Origin of the sequence: Herbiconiux gentiana, from assembly GCF_024978135.1 — a bacterium.
Lineage (GTDB): Bacteria > Actinomycetota > Actinomycetes > Actinomycetales > Microbacteriaceae > Herbiconiux > Herbiconiux gentiana.
In genome coordinates this window covers 791,255-807,761 of sequence record NZ_JANTEZ010000001.1, presented here as the reverse complement: position 1 = coordinate 807,761, position 16,507 = coordinate 791,255, and the positions used below count along the sequence as shown (strand labels likewise).

16 protein-coding genes are annotated in these 16,507 nt (G+C 71.5%); 15 read left to right on the top strand and 1 reads right to left on the bottom strand.

Going from position 1 to position 16,507, the window contains the following annotated elements; all coding sequences use genetic code 11:
• Positions 1-134 precede the first annotated feature (134 nt).
• The 15 genes from NVV95_RS03720 to der all read left to right on the top strand — a co-directional run bounded on the left by NVV95_RS03720 (position 135) and on the right by der (position 15,295).
• Positions 135-290 (top strand): hypothetical protein, encoded by a 156-nt coding sequence (locus NVV95_RS03720; protein WP_259485182.1) that lies wholly within the window; start codon positions 135-137, stop codon positions 288-290.
• Entirely contained in the window at positions 283-1,086 is an 804-nt protein-coding gene (locus NVV95_RS03715) for a TlyA family RNA methyltransferase (RefSeq protein ID WP_259485181.1), read from the top strand. Before NVV95_RS03720 ends, NVV95_RS03715 begins: the two co-directional genes overlap by 8 nt.
• Before the next feature lie 45 nt (positions 1,087-1,131).
• Entirely contained in the window at positions 1,132-2,049 is a 918-nt protein-coding gene (locus NVV95_RS03710; RefSeq protein WP_259485180.1) for an NAD kinase, read from the top strand.
• Positions 2,042-3,757 carry a DNA repair protein RecN gene (recN, locus tag NVV95_RS03705; RefSeq protein ID WP_259485179.1) on the top strand — a complete coding sequence of 572 codons (1,716 nt, stop codon included), beginning with the start codon at positions 2,042-2,044 and terminating at the stop codon, positions 3,755-3,757. The genes NVV95_RS03710 and recN overlap by 8 nt, the downstream gene beginning before the upstream one ends.
• Positions 3,758-3,842: 85 nt before the next feature.
• Entirely contained in the window at positions 3,843-5,192 is a 1,350-nt protein-coding gene (locus NVV95_RS03700; protein WP_259485178.1) for a hypothetical protein, read from the top strand.
• Positions 5,193-5,258: 66 nt separating this feature from the next.
• Positions 5,259-6,938, top strand: coding sequence for a CTP synthase (gene pyrG, locus NVV95_RS03695; protein WP_269909030.1), 1,680 nt, complete (start codon positions 5,259-5,261; stop codon positions 6,936-6,938).
• Entirely contained in the window at positions 6,931-7,575 is a 645-nt protein-coding gene (locus tag NVV95_RS03690; RefSeq protein WP_259485177.1) for an NUDIX domain-containing protein, read from the top strand. The genes pyrG and NVV95_RS03690 overlap by 8 nt, the downstream gene beginning before the upstream one ends.
• A gap of 19 nt (positions 7,576-7,594) precedes the next feature.
• Positions 7,595-8,494, top strand: a complete 900-nt coding sequence (gene xerD, locus NVV95_RS03685) for a site-specific tyrosine recombinase XerD (protein WP_259485208.1) — start codon at positions 7,595-7,597, stop codon at positions 8,492-8,494.
• Between the two features lie 121 nt (positions 8,495-8,615).
• Positions 8,616-9,449, top strand: a complete 834-nt coding sequence (locus tag NVV95_RS03680) for a ParA family protein (protein ID WP_173181652.1) — start codon at positions 8,616-8,618, stop codon at positions 9,447-9,449.
• Entirely contained in the window at positions 9,433-10,308 is an 876-nt protein-coding gene (locus NVV95_RS03675) for a segregation and condensation protein A (protein WP_259485176.1), read from the top strand. Before NVV95_RS03680 ends, NVV95_RS03675 begins: the two co-directional genes overlap by 17 nt.
• Complete coding sequence (gene scpB / locus NVV95_RS03670) at positions 10,298-10,972, top strand: SMC-Scp complex subunit ScpB (RefSeq protein ID WP_259485175.1); 675 nt, start codon at positions 10,298-10,300, stop codon at positions 10,970-10,972. Before NVV95_RS03675 ends, scpB begins: the two co-directional genes overlap by 11 nt.
• The gene (locus tag NVV95_RS03665; RefSeq protein WP_259485174.1) at positions 10,969-11,847 is read left to right on the top strand and encodes a pseudouridine synthase; all 879 of its coding nucleotides are present in this window, start codon (positions 10,969-10,971) and stop codon (positions 11,845-11,847) included. The genes scpB and NVV95_RS03665 overlap by 4 nt, the downstream gene beginning before the upstream one ends.
• Positions 11,844-12,962, top strand: a complete 1,119-nt coding sequence (locus NVV95_RS03660; protein WP_259485173.1) for a prephenate dehydrogenase — start codon at positions 11,844-11,846, stop codon at positions 12,960-12,962. Before NVV95_RS03665 ends, NVV95_RS03660 begins: the two co-directional genes overlap by 4 nt.
• Entirely contained in the window at positions 12,959-13,702 is a 744-nt protein-coding gene (gene cmk / locus NVV95_RS03655; RefSeq protein WP_259485172.1) for a (d)CMP kinase, read from the top strand. The genes NVV95_RS03660 and cmk overlap by 4 nt, the downstream gene beginning before the upstream one ends.
• 51 nt (positions 13,703-13,753) lie before the next feature.
• Positions 13,754-15,295: a ribosome biogenesis GTPase Der gene (gene der, locus NVV95_RS03650; protein ID WP_259485171.1), complete on the top strand. Its 1,542-nt coding sequence runs from the start codon at positions 13,754-13,756 to the stop codon at positions 15,293-15,295.
• 137 nt (positions 15,296-15,432) lie between these two features.
• Here the strand turns inward: der and NVV95_RS03645 are convergent, their stop codons facing one another.
• Positions 15,433-16,380, bottom strand: a complete 948-nt coding sequence (locus NVV95_RS03645; RefSeq protein ID WP_259485170.1) for an ROK family protein — start codon at positions 16,378-16,380, stop codon at positions 15,433-15,435.
• Between the last annotated feature and the right edge of the window lie 127 nt (positions 16,381-16,507).

Sequence of the window (16,507 nt, the reverse complement as noted above, 5' to 3'; positions counted from 1 at the left end):
TCAGCGCCGATGGTACTGCAAGGGGGACCTTGTGGGAGAGTAGGACACCGCCGGACATACTTTCAGAATGCCCACCCCTCCGGGGGTGGGCATTCTGCATTTAACCGCCGATCAGGACGGGGTACGCTGAAGTGATGAGCGACGAGCGGAACGAGGAGGCGGCACTGCTGCCACGCCTCCGGGTGATCGAAGAGCAGTCGCTCGACTCGCGCGCCACCGCCTACGCCCAGCTGCACGACGAACTGAAGGGCCGCCTCGAGGGCGGGGACTCGATTCCGTCGAATGCCTAGTTCCACCCGTCTCGACGCCACCGTCGCCGCCCTCGGGCTTGCGCGATCGCGCACGCACGCCGCTCGCCTCATTGCGAACGGGTACGTGCGGGTCGAAGGTCAGCCGATCGTGAAGGCCGCGCATCCGGTGCTCGACGGCCAGACCGTCACCGTCGACGCGGTCGACCGGTACGTGAGTCGCGGCGCCAACAAGCTGATCGCCGCCCTCGACTCCTTCCCGGTGACGGTGGAGGGGCGGCTCGCGCTGGATGCCGGCGCGTCCACGGGCGGATTCACCCAGGTGTTGCTGGAGCGGGGAGCGCGGCAGGTGCTCGCCGTCGACGTGGGGCACGGGCAGCTCGACCCGATCGTGGCGAAGGACGAGCGGGTGGTCGACGTCGAGGGCTTCAACCTGCGGTTCGCCACGCGGGAGACCCTGGCGGGAGCATCCGGAGTCACCGAACCCGTGGAGCTGGTGGTGGGCGACCTGTCGTTCATCTCGCTCGGGATCGTGCTGCCGGCCCTGCAGGCCGTCGCCACGCCGGAGGCCGACTTCGTGCTGCTGGTGAAGCCGCAGTTCGAGGTGGGTCGAACGGGCATCAAGGAGGGCATCGTGAAGAACGCTGCGCTGCGGGCGGATGCGGTGTCGAACGTGCTCTGGGCGGCGTACGATCTCGGGTTGTCCACAGCCGGGATGATCTCGTCCCCCATTGCGGGAGGCGCCGGCAACCAGGAGTATCTGGTCTGGTTCAATCGGGAGGTGGGCTCGCATCCGACAGAATGGTTGGACCGGGTGACCCTTATGACAGGAGCGTGACGCGTGGCTACTGACATGGCTTCCGAGGTGGGGGAATCCCCTTCCGTGAGCGCGAAGGCGCGGTACATGCTCGTGGTGCTGCACACGGGTCGACGCGATTCCGTGGAGGCGGCGGCGAGCGTGTGCGACCAGCTGCGCGCGGCCGGCGTCACGCCGGTGCTGCCGCCGTTCGACGACGGCGACCACCCCGAGGTGCTCGACGAGCTGGGTGAGGTGGCGACCCTGGGGGCCGGCATCTCGGTCTACGACCTCGAGCTCGTGATGGTGCTCGGGGGAGACGGCACCATCCTGCGCGCCGCCGAGATCGTGCGCGGAGCGACCGTGCCGCTGCTCGGGGTGAACCTCGGCCACGTCGGGTTCCTCGCCGAGAGCGAGCGCAAAGACCTCACCGCCACCGTGCAGCGTGCCCTCGCCCGCGACTACCTCGTCGAGGAGCGCATGACCCTCTCGGTGCGCGTGAAGCTCGGCACCGAAGTGGTCTACGAGAGCTGGGCGCTCAACGAGGCGACGGTCGAGAAGGCCAGCCGGGAGCGGATGCTCGAGGTCGTCATCGAGGTCGACGGCCGCCCCCTGTCGAGCTTCGGCTGCGACGGCGTCGTGATGTCGACGCCCACCGGCTCCACCGCCTACTCCTTCTCGGCGGGCGGTCCGGTCGTGTGGCCGAGCCTCGACGCGCTGCTCATGGTTCCACTCAGCCCGCACGCGCTGTTCGCGCGGCCGCTCGTCGTCGGGCCCGACTCGGCCCTGGCCGTCGAGGTGCTCGAGCGCTCGTCGGGCGGTGCCGTGCTGTGGAGCGACGGGCGACGGATGCGCGACCTCCCCACGGGCGCCCGCGTCGTCGTGCGGCGGTCGCCCGTTCCCGTGCGGCTCGCCCGATTGCAGATGGGGCCGTTCACCGACCGGCTCGTGCGCAAGTTCAATCTGCCCGTGAACGGGTGGAGAGGTCCGATGGATCGTGATTGAGGAACTGTCGATCCGCGACCTCGGGGTGATCGGCGAGGCCGTGCTGCCTCTCGGGCGCGGCTTCACCGCCGTGACCGGTGAGACCGGTGCGGGCAAGACGATGGTGGTCTCGGCGCTCGGGCTGCTGCTCGGCGGGCGGGCCGACACCGGAGCCGTGCGCTCGGGGGCGGCCCAGGCCTGGGTCGAGGGCCGCGTGCTCGTCGACCCCGAGAGTGCCGTCGCCGAACGCGTGCGCGAGATCGGCGGCGAGCTCGACGACGGCGGGAGCGAGGGCAGCGAGGTCATCCTGTCGCGCTCGGTCTCGGCCGAGGGTCGCGGGCGCACGGTCGTCGGCGGCCGGTCGGCTCCGCTCGGGGTGCTGAGCGAGATCGGCGACGCCCTCGTCGTGGTGCACGGGCAGAGCGATCAGCTGCGGCTGAAGAGCCAGGCCGCCCAGCGCGGCGCGCTCGACAGCTTCGCCGGTTCCGGGCTCGCCGCGCTGCTGGCGGAGTACCGCGCCCTGCACGGCTCGTGGCAGGCCCACACCGCCGAGATCGAGGCGCTCGTCACCGAGCGCACGGCGCGTATCCGCGAGGCCGACCAGCTGCGCACGGCGATCGACGAGATCACCGCGGTCGCACCGCAGCCGGGTGAGGACGACGAGCTCGCCGACGTCGCCGCGCGGCTCACGAACCTCGAAGACCTGCGCATCGCCTCGGCCGAGGCGCGCGAGAACGTTTCGAGCGAGACCGGGGACCACCCCGACACGGTCGGTCTGATCGACGCCGCCCGGCGCAGCCTCGAGCGGGTCGCCCACCACGACCCGGCGCTCGCGCCGATCGTCGAGGCGCTGGCCTCGGCGAGCTTCCTGGTCTCCGATATCTCGACCCAGCTGGCGAGCTACGCCGCGACCCTCGAGACCGACGAGGTCGGCGAACTCGACCGGGTGCAGGAGCGCCGGGCCGAGCTCACGAACCTGATGCGCAAGTACGGGCCCGAACTCTCCGACGTGATCGCCTACGCCGAGTCGGCTGAGCCGAGATTGCTCGAGCTCGACTCCGACTCCGACCGCATCGAGCAGCTCACGGCCCTCGTCGACGACGAGCTGGCTGAGCTGGAGCGTCTCGCCGACGAGCTGACCGCGCTGCGGCAGGCGGCGGGGGAGCAGCTGTCGGCGAAGGTGACGGCGGAGCTCGGCGCGCTCGCCATGCCGAACGCCCGCTTCGTGGTCGACGTGCAGCGGCGCGAGGTACTCGGCACGACGGGGCGCGACCTCGTGCAGTTCCTGCTGCGTCCGCACGAGGGAACCGAGCCGCGGCCGCTGAACAAGGGCGCTTCGGGCGGTGAGCTCTCGCGGGTCATGCTCGCCATCGAGGTGGTGCTCGCGACCGCCGACCCGGTGCCCACCTTCGTCTTCGACGAGGTCGACGCCGGGGTGGGAGGCGCGTCGGCGATCGAGATCGGCCGTCGACTGGCGGCGCTCGCGCAGACGTCGCAGGTGATCGTCGTGACGCACCTCGCCCAGGTGGCGGCGTTCGCCACCAATCACCTCCGGGTTGAGAAAGACCTCGACGGGCCGGTGACCGCCTCGAACGTCGTGCAGCTCGAGGGTGACGAGCGGCTGGCCGAGATGGCGCGACTGCTCTCGGGGCTGCCCGACAGCGAGTCGGGGCTGGCGCACGCCGCCGAGCTGCTCGAGATCGCGCGGTCGCTGGCCGTCGCGGGCTGAGCGACGGTCGGCGCGCGGCGCGGGGCGCTGTGCCACACTGAGAGCCATCGCGGTTCGAGGGGTGCCGCCGAGCATCGGGGGGCGTGTGGGCGACGCGACGAACAGCGAGCTCGAGTCGCTCGTCGCCGAACTGCGGGCCGAGAATGTGCGGCTGCGCGGTGCGGCGGTGGCGGCAGGGGGAGCGGTCGGCGCGCCTCGGGGTCGGTGGCCCGGGCGGGCGCGGGCGGCCGCATCCGCTGCTCTGGTGGTCGTGGGGCTGCTGCTCGCCCCGGTGGCGCTGGTCGCGAACTGGGGGCAGACGCAGCTGGTCGACACGGAGGCGTTCGTAGAGACCTTCGCGCCGCTCGCGCGTGACGAGGCCGTGCAGGCGTTCGTGGTGAGCGAGGTGATGACGGTCGTGTCGGAGGAGGTCGACTTCGCGCAGACCACCGGGGAGGTGTTCGACGCCGTCGGCGAGCTCGGGCTGCCGCCGGCGGCGGCCGCTGCTCTGCAGGCGCTGAAGGCTCCGGCGGCGCTCGGGCTGCAGAGCCTCGCGACCTCGGTGGTCACCGACGTCGTGGCTTCTCCCGCCTTCGCCGACGTCTGGGAGCAGGCGCTCAGGGTGAGCCATCGGCAGCTGGTGTCGGCGCTCACGGGTGATCCGTCGGCGGCGCTCGCGATCTCGTCGTCGGGGGAGCTGGCGGTGCAGCTGGGACCGATCGTGCAGGCGGTGAAGGCGGCGATGATCGATCGGGGGCTGGCGATCGCCGAGGCCATCCCCGAGGTCGACGTGAGCATCGCGGTGGCGCAGTCGGACTCGTTCGGCCAGCTGGTGCTGGCGTACGGGCTCACGGTGGCGCTCGGGACCTGGCTGCCCTGGATCAGCCTGGTGCTGATCGCCGGGGGAGTGCTGCTCGCACGACGTCGGCCGGTGGCCGTGCTCCGCACCGGGGTCGCTCTCGGCGCCGTCATGCTGGCCGTGGGTGCGGCGCTCTGGGTCGGCTCGCTCGTGGTCGTCGCCTCCATCGCTCCGCGGTTCGTGCCGATCGACGCCGCCGGCGCGATCTACGGCGTCGTCACGGCCCGGCTGGGCGAGACGGTCGCGGCCCTGACCGTGCTCGGGCTCACGGTGGCGCTCGTCGCCTGGGTGCTCGGGCCGCTCCGACCGGCGCCGGCGCTGCGCTCCGCGTTCGCGTCGGGAGCGGCACGACTGCGCCGCTACGGAGACAGCCGCGCGATCACCACCGGCGCCTTCGGGCGCTGGCTGGGGCGGAACCGGGTGCTCGTCGAGGTGGTGATCGGAGTGGCGGCGGCCGCGGTGATCCTCGCCGTGCGCCCGATCGGCATCGGTCGGATCGTGCTCGTGGCGGTGATCGCGATGGTGCTGCTCGTCGTGGTCGAGCTGCTGCAGCGGCCCCCCGCGACCGCTTCCGTCGACGACGCGGGGGCGGCGTGACGACATCGACCCCTCCAGGCACTGTTAGGATGGAATTCCGTGGACGAAGCTCATGACGCAGGCCGAATGACCGACACGAGAATGACGAAGCACATCTTCGTCACAGGGGGCGTGGTCTCCTCTCTGGGCAAGGGCCTCACCGCCGCCAGCCTCGGCAATCTGCTGACGGCGCGCGGCTTGAAGGTCGTGATGCAGAAGCTCGACCCCTACCTGAACGTCGACCCGGGAACGATGAACCCGTTCCAGCACGGCGAGGTCTTCGTCACCGACGACGGCGCCGAGACCGACCTCGACATCGGGCACTACGAGCGGTTCCTCGACATCAACCTGAACCAGGCGGCGAACGTCACCACGGGGCAGATCTACTCGAGCGTCATCGCCAAGGAGCGCCGCGGCGAGTACCTCGGCGACACGGTGCAGGTCATCCCGCACATCACCGACGAGATCAAGCGCCGCATGCGGCTGCAGGCGCACGACGCGTCGCGCCCCGACGTCATCATCACCGAGATCGGCGGCACGGTCGGCGACATCGAGTCGCAGCCCTTCATCGAGTCGGCCCGCCAGGTGCGGCACGAGCTCGGCCGCAAGAACGTCTTCTTCGTGCACGTCTCGCTCGTGCCCTTCATGAACGCCTCGGGGGAGCAGAAGACCAAGCCGACGCAGCACTCCGTCGCCGCGCTCCGCTCCATCGGCATCCAGCCGGACGCGCTGGTGCTGCGCAGCGACCGCCCCGTCTCCGAGAGCAACAAGCGCAAGATCGCGCTGATGTGCGACGTCGACGAGGCCGCGGTCGTGAACGCGGTCGACGTGCCCTCCATCTACGACATCCCGACCATGCTGCACTCGCAGGGCCTCGACGCCTACATCGTCGACCACCTCGAGCTCGGCGAGGCGACGGGCGACGTCGACTGGTCGGGCTGGCAGCCGTTGCTGGATGCGGTGCACGAGCCCAAGCACGAGGTCACGATCGGCCTCGTCGGCAAGTACATCGACCTGCCCGACGCCTACCTCTCGGTCACCGAGGCCCTGCGTGCCGGCGGCTTCGGTCACAAGTCCAAGGTGAAGATCAAGTGGATCGCCTCCGACGAGTGCGAGACCCCCGAAGGCGCGGCGCGCGAGCTGGCCGACGTCGACGGCATCTGCATCCCCGGTGGCTTCGGTGTTCGCGGCATCGAGGGCAAGCTCGGCGCCCTGCGCTTCGCCCGCGAGAACAAGATCCCGGCACTCGGCCTGTGCCTGGGCCTGCAGTGCATGGTCATCGAGTACGCCCGCCACGAGGCGGGGCTCGAGGGTGCCTCCTCCAGCGAGTTCGACCCCGACACCGAGTTCCCCGTGATCGCGACGATGGCCGAGCAGGTCGACATCATCGCGGGCGGCGACCTCGGCGGCACGATGCGCCTCGGCCTCTACGAGGCCGAGCTCGCTCCCGGGTCGATCGTCGAGGAGGTCTACGGAGCGCCCACCGCCTCCGAGCGCCACCGTCATCGCTACGAGGTGAACAACAAGTACCGTGAGCAGATCGCCGCCGCCGGTCTGACGTTCTCGGGGCTGTCGCCCGACGGTCACCTCGTCGAGTACGTGGAGCTTCCCCGCGAGGTGCACCCGTACTACGTCGCGACGCAGGCGCACCCGGAGCTCCGGTCGCGCCCGAGCCGGCCGCATCCGCTGTTCAAGGGCCTCGTGGGCGCCGCCCTCGACCGCCAGGAGGCCAGCCGCCTGTTCGCCGTGCAGGACGCCGATGCCTGAGTCGGGCGCCGGCCCGGCCGATGAGCTCGTCGGCATCGACGCCGACAGCAGCGAGGTCGTTTTCGAAGGAAAGATCTGGGACGTTCGTCGCGAGACGTTCGCCTACGGCGGCGAGACCTTGACGCGGGAGTTCATCGACCACACGGGTGCCGTCGCGGTGATCGCGATGGACGAGGAGGAGCGGGTGCTGCTGATCAAGCAGTACCGCCACCCCGTGCGTCGGCGCGAGTGGGAGCCGCCCGCCGGACTGCTCGACGAGGACGGCGAGTCGCCGCTCGACGCCGCGAAGCGCGAGCTCGCCGAGGAGGTCGACCTCGAGGCCGACGACTGGCACGTGCTCGCCGACTACGTCACGACGCCGGGCGGCAACAACGAGGCCATCCGCATCTACCTCGCCCGCGGCGTGCGACCCACGGGGTCGACGTTCGACCGCGAGGGCGAGGAGGCCGACATGGAATCGCAGTGGTTCGCCCTCGACGACGTGGTCGACTCCGTGCTGGCGAGCCGGGTGCAGAACCCCTCGCTCGTCGTCGGGGCGCTCGCGGCCCAGGCGTCTCGGGCCCGCGGCTGGTCGACGCTCCGTCCGTCGGACGCGTCGTGGCCCGACCACCCGACGCACCGCCCCTCGGGCGACTAGGCCGGCGGCCGTGACAGCGGTGCCGGTCGCCGTCGACCGGTTCCTCCGCCACATCACCGTCGAACGCGGGCTGGCCGCCAACACGGTGGCGGCGTACCGGCGCGATCTGGTGCGCTACGCGTCCTGGCTCGGCGAGCGCGGGATCGCCGAGGTCGAGGGCATCGGCGAGAACGACATCGGCGCCTTCACCCAGGCGCTGCGCTCGGCCGAGGGGGAGGAGCTGTCCGCGGCGTCGGTCGCGCGCATCCTGTCGACCGTGCGCGGATACCACCGCTACCTCGTCGAGGAGGGGCTCGTGGAGGTCGACGCCGCGCGCGACGTGAAGCCGCCGAAGCTCGCGCTGCGCCTGCCCAAGGCGATCACCATCGACGAGATGGAGCGCCTGCTCACCTCGACCGGGGGCGAGGAGCCGATAGCCGTGCGGGACCGGGCTCTGCTGGAGCTGCTGTACGCGACCGGCGCCCGCATCTCCGAGCTCGTCGGCCTCGACGTCGACGACGTGCAGGAGGGCGACATGGTGCGCGTCACCGGCAAGGGCAGCAAGCAGCGGGTGGTGCCCGTCGGCAGCTACGCCCGCTCGGCGCTCGACGCCTACCTCGTGCGGGTGCGACCGGGGTTCGCGAGCCGGGGTCGGTCGACGCCCGCGCTCTTCCTGGGCATCCGGGGCCAGCGGCTCAGCCGGCAGGGGGCGTGGCTCGTGATCCAGGCCGCCGCCGAGCGGGCCGGGCTCGCCACGCACGTGTCGCCGCACACCTTCCGGCACTCCTTCGCCACCCACCTGCTGCAGGGCGGCGCCGACGTGCGTGTGGTGCAGGACCTGCTCGGCCACTCCTCGGTGGCGACCACCCAGCTCTACACGCACGTGACCGCGGACACGCTGATCGACATGTACCAGACCGCCCACCCCCGCGCCCGGTAGAATCGAGCGAGTGCGCCGGGATGGCGCGCAGGAATGAGGAGCGACTTCGGTGGCCATCAGAAGCACGAGAACGGCGAAGAAGGCTGAGGCCTCCGAGCTGAGCGGCCTCGATCTGCCGAAGATGGGCCCCACCGGGCGCCCCGTCACCGAGTTCCCCGATCCGGCTCCGCTGGCCTCGCACGGCCCCGCGCGCATCATCTCCCTCTGCAACCAGAAGGGCGGCGTCGGCAAGACCACGACGAGCGTCAACGTGGGGGCGGCGCTCGCCGAGTACGGGCGCAAGGTGCTCGCCATCGACTTCGACCCGCAGGGTGCGCTGTCGGCCGGGCTCGGCGTGATGACCCACGACATCCCCACCATCTACGACCTGCTGATCGGCACGGTGAAAGACCCGGCCGAGACCATCCGCTCAACCAGCGTGCCCGGGCTCGACATCATCCCGGCGAACATCGACCTGTCGGCGGCCGAGGTGCACCTCGTCAGCGAGGTCGCGCGCGAGTCGATCCTGGCGCGGGTGCTGCGCAAGGTGAGCAACGACTACGACGTCATCCTGATCGACTGCCAGCCCTCGCTCGGGCTCCTCACCGTCAACGCCCTCACCGCGAGCCACGGCGTGCTCATCCCGCTCGAGTGCGAGTACTTCGCGCTGCGCGGTGTGGCGCTCCTCGTCGAGACCATCGACAAGGTGCGCGACCGGCTGAACCCGGCGCTCGTGCTCGACGGCATCCTCGCCACCATGTACGACCCGCGCACGCTGCACTCGCGCGAGGTGCTCGAGCGCGTCGTCGAGACCTTCGGCGACAAGGTGTTCGAGACGGTCATCGGCCGCACGGTGAAGTTCCCCGACGCGACCGTGGCCGGCAAGCCGATCACGCAGTTCGCGCCCGAGCACACCTCGGCGAAGGCCTACAAGCAGCTGGCCAGAGAACTGGTCGCCCGTGGCGCGGTCGCCTGAGCCGGCGCTCGCCGCGCTCCTCGAACCCCAGCCGGGCTCCGATCCGGATGCTGCGGGTGTCTCCGCGCCCGGGTTCTCGCTCAGCCTCGACAACTTCGAGGGCCCGTTCGACCTGCTGCTCTCGTTGATCACCAAGCACGAGCTCGACATCACCGACATCTCGCTCAGCCGGGTGACCGACGAGTTCATCGGCTACCTCAAGGGTCTCGACTCGGCCGAGGAGCTCGACCGGGCATCCGAGTTCCTGGTGGTGGCGGCGACGCTGCTCGATCTCAAGATCGCCGGGCTGCTGCCGCAGGGCGAGCTCGTCGACGCGGAGGACGTGGCGCTGCTCGAGGCCCGCGACCTGCTGTTCGCGCGGCTGCTGCAGTACCGCGCCTTCAAGCAGGTGTCGGCGTTCCTCGCGGAGCGGTTCGACGAGGAGGGCACGCGGCGTCCACGTCTCGTGCGGCTCGAGGAGAAGTACCGGCAGCAGACGCCCGAGCTCGTCTGGACGCTGACCGCCGACGACTTCGCCGCCCTCGCCGCCATGGCGCTCGCGCCCCGCGAGCTGCCGACCGTGGGGCTGGAGCATCTGCACGCACCGCTGGTGAGCATCCGGGAGCAGGCCGCGCACGTGGTGGCCGTGCTGCGGTCGGCGGCCGCCTCGGGAACGACCGTGAGCTTCCGGCAGCTGATCGCCGGCATCGACGAGAAGGGGGTCGTGATCGCGCGGTTCCTCGCGGTGCTCGAGCTCTACCGGCACGCGTCGATCTCGTTCGAGCAGGTGGAGCCGCTGGGGGATCTGACGCTGATGTGGACGGCCGAGAACTGGAACGAGGACGATCTGGCGAATCTGGGGGCGGACTATGACAACTGAGACGTCTGTGGCGGCCGGGGCCCCCGTGGTGGCCGACGCCGCCGTGACGGCCGGGGCAGCCGTGTCGCCTGAGACCACCGTGACGCCCGAGGCCTCTGGCGCGTCGGACATCGACCGCGCGCTCGAGGCGATCTTCATGGTGGCCGACGAGCCGCAGAGCCTCGTGTCGCTCGCAACCGCGCTCGGCCGGCCCGTCGCCGTGGTGCGGCAGGGCGTCGAACGGCTCGTCGAGGACTACGACGGCCTCGCGCCCGGCGGCGTGCGCCGCGGTTTCGAGCTGCGCGAGGTGGCGGGCGGCTGGCGCCTGTACGTGCGCGGCGAGCACGACCCGCTGGTGCGCGACTTCGTGATGACGCAGAATCCCTCGCGGCTGTCGCAGGCGGCGCTCGAGACGCTCGCCGTGATCGCGTACAAGCAGCCGATCAGCCGCGGAGCCGTCGCGTCGATCCGTGCGGTGAACGTCGACTCCGTCGTGCGAACGCTGCTCAGCCGCGGCCTGATCACCGAGGTGTCGACGCAGGCCGAGACCGGAGCGATCCTCTACGGCACCACCGACCTGCTGCTCACGCAGCTCGGGCTGAACTCGCTCGACGAGCTGCCCAAGATCTCGCCCCTGCTCGCCGACGGCAGCGAGGGCTTCGACGACCTGCAAGGAGTGCGATGACCCCGTTCGAGATACCGCCGTGGGACGAGAACAGCGAGCCGCAGGGCGTACGCCTGCAGAAGGTGATGTCGGCGGCCGGCGTCGCGTCGCGCCGCGTCTCCGAGCAGCTGATCGAGGCCGGTCGGGTCGAGGTGAACGGCCAGGTCGTCACCGAGCTCGGCCGCCGTATCGACCCCGAGACCGATCTCGTCGCGGTCGACGGGATGGCCGTGCAGCTCGACCCCGAGAAGCGCTACGTGATGCTGAACAAGCCGACCGGGGTGGTCAGCTCGCTGCAGGACGAGCGCGGCCGGCCCGACCTGCGTCGCTGGACCGACGAGTTCGACGAGCGACTGTTCAACGTCGGGCGGCTCGACGCCGAGACGAGCGGACTGCTCATCCTGACCAACGACGGCGACCTCGCGCACGTGCTCGCGCACCCCTCGTTCGGTGTGCTCAAGACCTACATCGCCAAGGTCACGGGGCGTGTGACGCCGCAGACGCTCGCAACGCTCACCCACGGCATCGATCTGGAAGACGGCCCGATCAAGGCCGACAGGGCGCGACTGCTCGACGTCGAGCGCGACCACTCGATCGTCGAGGTGACCCTGCACTCCGGGCGCAACCACATCGTGCGACGGATGCTCGATGCCGTCGGTCACCCGGTGGTGGAGCTCGTGCGCCGCTCCTTCGGGCCGCTGAACCTCGGGTCGCTCAAGGCCGGGGCGGTGCGGGAGCTGACCAAGGCGGAGGTGGGGAAGCTGCTGACGCTGTCGCGGGAGGCGACGGGTGGGGGTGCTGCCGGTGCCGGTGCGGGTGCTGGTGCGGGTGCTGGTGCTGCGGGTGCCGACGGGTCGGCGGGCGGCGATGCGGATGCGGACGAGGACGGCGAGTGACCGGCAGTGAGAGCCGGCTGACGGGCCCCGTGCGGGTAGTCGGCGTCGGCCTGCTCGGCACCAGCATCGCGCTGGGCCTGCGCGCCCGCGGGGTCGACGTCATCCTCTCGGACGCGTCTCCCACCAATGTGCGCATCGCGATCGACTACGGGGCCGGCCGCTCGGCCGGCGACGCCGACGAGCCGCAGCTGATCGTCGTGTGCGTGCCGCCCGACGTCACCGCCTCGGTGATCGTGCGCGAGCTCTCGGCCTACCCGCGCGCGGTCGTCACCGACGTGGCCAGCGTGAAGGCGCCGATCCTGCGAGCGGTGCGCGCGGCGGGGGCGGATGTGACGCGGTACGTGGGCTCGCATCCACTCGCCGGACGGGAGAAGGGCGGGCCGATGTCGGGCCGCGCCGATCTGTTCCTCGGTCGCCCGTGGGTCGTGGCCGGGCATCCGGACATCTCATACCAGACCGCCGCGGCCGTCGACGACCTCATTCTCGATCTCGGGGCGTCGCTCGTCGAGATGACGACCGAGCAGCACGACTCGAGTGTGGCGCTCACCTCGCATGCCCCGCAGGTGGTGTCGACGCTGATGGCGCGGCGCCTCGTGTCGGCCCCCGAGGCGGCGGTGAACCTCGCCGGCGGCGGGCTCCGCGACGTGACCCGGGTGGCGTCGAGCGATCCGGGGCTGTGGGTGCAGATCCTGGGCGCGAACGCCGGCGCGACCGCCGAGGTGCTGCGCGGTGTGCGCGACGACCTCGACGAGGTGCTGGCGGCGCTGTCCGCGGCGGCCGACGCGCAGGAGGACGACGCCGCGACCGGTGCTGCGCCGTGGCGCCGCACGCTCGCCGAGACGCTGTCGGGCGGCAACGCGGGGGTCGCGCGCATCCCGGGCAAGCACGGACAGGACCGCCGCTACGCCCAGCTCGTCGTCATGGTCGACGACCGGCCCGGCGAGCTCGCCCGCCTGCTCACCGAGCTCGGCGAGGACGGCGTGAACCTGGAAGACCTGAGACTCGAGCACTCACCGGGGGCGCAGATCGGTCTCGCCGAGATCGCCGTGCTGCCCGAGACGCTCGACACCGTGACCAGCGCGCTCGCCGCGCGAGGATGGAGGATCGCCGGATGACCGGACCCACTGCAGAGCCCCCCGTGACCAACTCCGTCGACGGCAACGCCGACGTGGCCGTGCCCGTCGTCGTCGCGATCGACGGCCCGGCCGGCAGCGGCAAGTCGAGCGTCAGCCGGGCCGCCGCCCGGGCGCTCGGCTACGCCTACCTCGACACCGGAGCGAGCTACCGCGCCCTGGCCTGGAACCTGCTCGACACGCAGGTCGATCCGGCCGACCCGGATGCGGTGATCGCCTCCCTCACCGACTTCGACTTCGCGATCGGCACCGACCCCGAGGCGTACTTCGTGCGGGTCGGCTCGAGCGACGTCACCGAGGCCATCCGCGAGCCGCGGGTGACCGGGGCCGTGAGCGCCGTCGCGCGCATCCCCGAGGTGCGGGCGTGGCTGACGGAACGGTTCCGGAGCATCATGCGGGACACGGAGTTCGACGGGATCGTCGCGGAGGGTCGGGACATCACGACGGTGGTGGCACCGGATGCGCCGGTGCGCATCCTGCTCACCGCCGACGAAGACGCTAGAATGGCCAGGCGATCGAAGGAACTGACCGGTGAATCGGCCGCCGCCGTGGGTGAGGCGCTCCGAACCCGCGATCGGGCCGACTCCCGCGTGGTCGACTTCATGAACGCCGCCGAGGGCGTGACGACCGTCGACTCCACCCATCTCGACTTCGACGAGACCGTGGCCGCGGTCGTGGACGTGGTGCACGACCAGGCCGCTCGTTCGAACCCCACACACTGACTTCCCACACGACCCCGGCGTCTTCGGCGCCGCAGACAGCGAGGATCCCGCATGGCGGATAACCAGGGCCCCATCTCGGGCAACGACTTCGACGCGTCGGAGGAGTTCGACGCGCCCGACGACGATCTCGCCGAGCGGCTCGCGGTCGTCGACGAGGAGCTCGCCGAGCGACGTGCCGAGACGCTGCGCTCGGGCCTCGCCGACTACGAGCTCGACGAGGGCGACCTCGACCTGCTCGAGTTCGCCGAGGAGTTCCCCGACGGCATGGTCGCGATGCCGGCGCTGCCCGTGCTCGCCATCGTGGGCCGGCCGAACGTCGGCAAGTCGGCGCTCGTCAACCGCATCCTGGGCCGCCGCGAGGCCGTCGTCGAGGACAAGCCGGGCGTCACCCGCGACCGCGTGGCCTACAAGGCTGAGTGGGCCGGGCGCCGCTTCACCCTCGTCGACACCGGCGGCTGGGAGCCCGACGCGGCGGGCATCAACGCCGCGGTCGCCGCGCAGGCCGAGGTCGCCATCGACCTCGCCGACGTGGTGCTCTTCGTCGTCGACTCGAACGTCGGCGCCACCGCCACCGACGAGCACGTCGTGAAGCTGCTGCGCCGGGCGAACCGGCCGGTGTTCCTGGCCGCGAACAAGGTCGACGACGCTCGCCAGGAGCCGCAGAGCTCGGCGCTGTGGTCGCTCGGGCTCGGCGAGCCGTACCCGGTGTCGGCGCTGCACGGCCGCGGGGTCGCCGACCTGCTCGACCTGATCATGGCCAAGATGCCCGAGGTCTCCGCCGTCGCCAAGCAGGAGCTCGGCGGCCCGCGTCGTGTCGCCATCCTCGGCCGGCCGAACGTCGGCAAGAGCTCGCTGCTGAACAAGGCCGCGGGCGAGGAGCGCGTCGTCGTGAACGAGCTCGCCGGCACCACCCGCGACCCGGTCGACGAGCAGATCGAGCTCGGCGGCAAGGTGTGGACGTTCGTCGACACCGCCGGCATCCGCAAGCGGGTGCACCTGCAGCAGGGCGCCGACTTCTACGCGTCGCTGCGCACCTCGGCCGCGCTCGAGAAGGCGGAGGTCGCCGTCGTCGTGCTCGACGTGACCGAGCCCATCTCGACGCAGGACCTGCGCATCATCGACCTCGTGCTCGAGTCGGGCCGTGCGCTCGTGCTCGCGTTCAACAAGTGGGACCTGCTCGACGACGACCGCCGCCGCTACCTCGAGCGCGAGATCGAGCAGGACCTGCACCACGTGACCTGGGCGCCGCGCGTCAACATCTCGGCGCGCACCGGGCGTCACCTCGAGAAGCTCGTGCCCGCCCTCGAACTGGCGCTCGAGTCGTGGGACACGCGGGTTCCGACAGGGAAGTTCAACGCGTTCCTCGCCGAGCTCACGGCGTCGCACCCGCACCCGGTGCGGGGCGGCAAGCAGCCGCGCATCCTGTTCGGAACGCAGGCGGCCTCGCGTCCGCCGACCTTCGTGCTGTTCACGACCGGGTTCCTCGACCCGGGCTACCGGCGGTACGTGCAGCGCCGGCTGCGGGAGATCTACGGCTTCGAGGGGTCGCCGATCGTGGTGAACATGCGGGTTCGGGAGAAGCGGAAGCGGTAGGTCGGGGGGCCCGGGGGCGCTGCCGCCCTGCGGTGCTGCCGCCCTGCGGTATTGCCGCCCTGCGGTACTGCCGCCCTGCGGTGCTGCGGTGCTGCGGTGCTGCGTCGTTGCGGGTGTTGCGGGGTGCGGCTACTCAGTCACGGGAGCAGCTCGGCGCGGTGCACGAGGCCGGCCGCGCCGATCAGCGGCCCCTCGTCGCTGAGCGCCGAGGGCAGTACCTGCACGCCCGGGATGGTGTCGAGTGGCGCCATCGCGGCGATGCGCGCGCGGATGAGGCCGAACAGGTCGGGCGTTACCCGCGAGAAGCCACCGCCGATGGCGACCGCTTCCAGGTCGAGCAGCGCGCACACCGAGGCGATGCCCTCGCCGATGGCGTTCGCCGACCGTTCGACGGCCGCGCGGGCGAGCGGATGCCCGTTCCGGTAGCTCTCGGCCAGCTCCTCGCCGCTCGACCCCTCCCACCCCTGCGCGTTGGCCCAGGCCACGATGCGGGGGCCCGCCGCGATGCCCTCCAGCGTGACGGAGAGGTCGCGACCCTCTTCGCGGTGGGTGTGCAGCTGGATCTGGCCCACGTGGCCGGCGTTGCCCGTGCGTCCGCCGACCAGTCGGCCCTCGACGAGAAGGCCGCCACCGATGCCGGTGGACACGATCATGCCCATCGCGGTGCGGTAGCCCTGAAGCGCTCCGGCCCAGTGCTCGGCGAGCAGGATGCAGAGGCCGTCGAGCCGGAGCACCGGTTCGGGCAGGCCCGACGCGTCGGCGACGAGATCGCGCAGCGGGAAGCGCTGGAAGGCGGCGAGGTTCAGGGGCGAGACGGTTCCGGCCTCGGCGTCGATCGGCCCGGCGCTGCCGATGCCGGCGCCGAGGAGGTGTGCCTCGGTCGGGAGGGCGGCGACGGCCTCGCGGACGACGTGGCGCACAGCATCCGCCAGTTGCTCGCGACTGCTGGTCGAACCCGTGGGGGCCCGGAAGCGGGTGCCGGGGACGATTCGGGCGTCGACGTCGACCAGGGCCGCCTCGGCCTTGGTGCCGCCGACGTCGACCGCGAGGGCGAGCGGGCGGGCGGCGGGTGCGGTGGGGGTCACGGATCCATTCAAGTCCATGGCGGGGGAGGGTCGGCGCACCCGCCGGGTCGTGGGGAGGGGCGCGGGGAGGGCCCCGCCTGTGCAGGAGGGGACGCACGTCGCTCGGTGCGTGGAGGCGGGGGCGGAC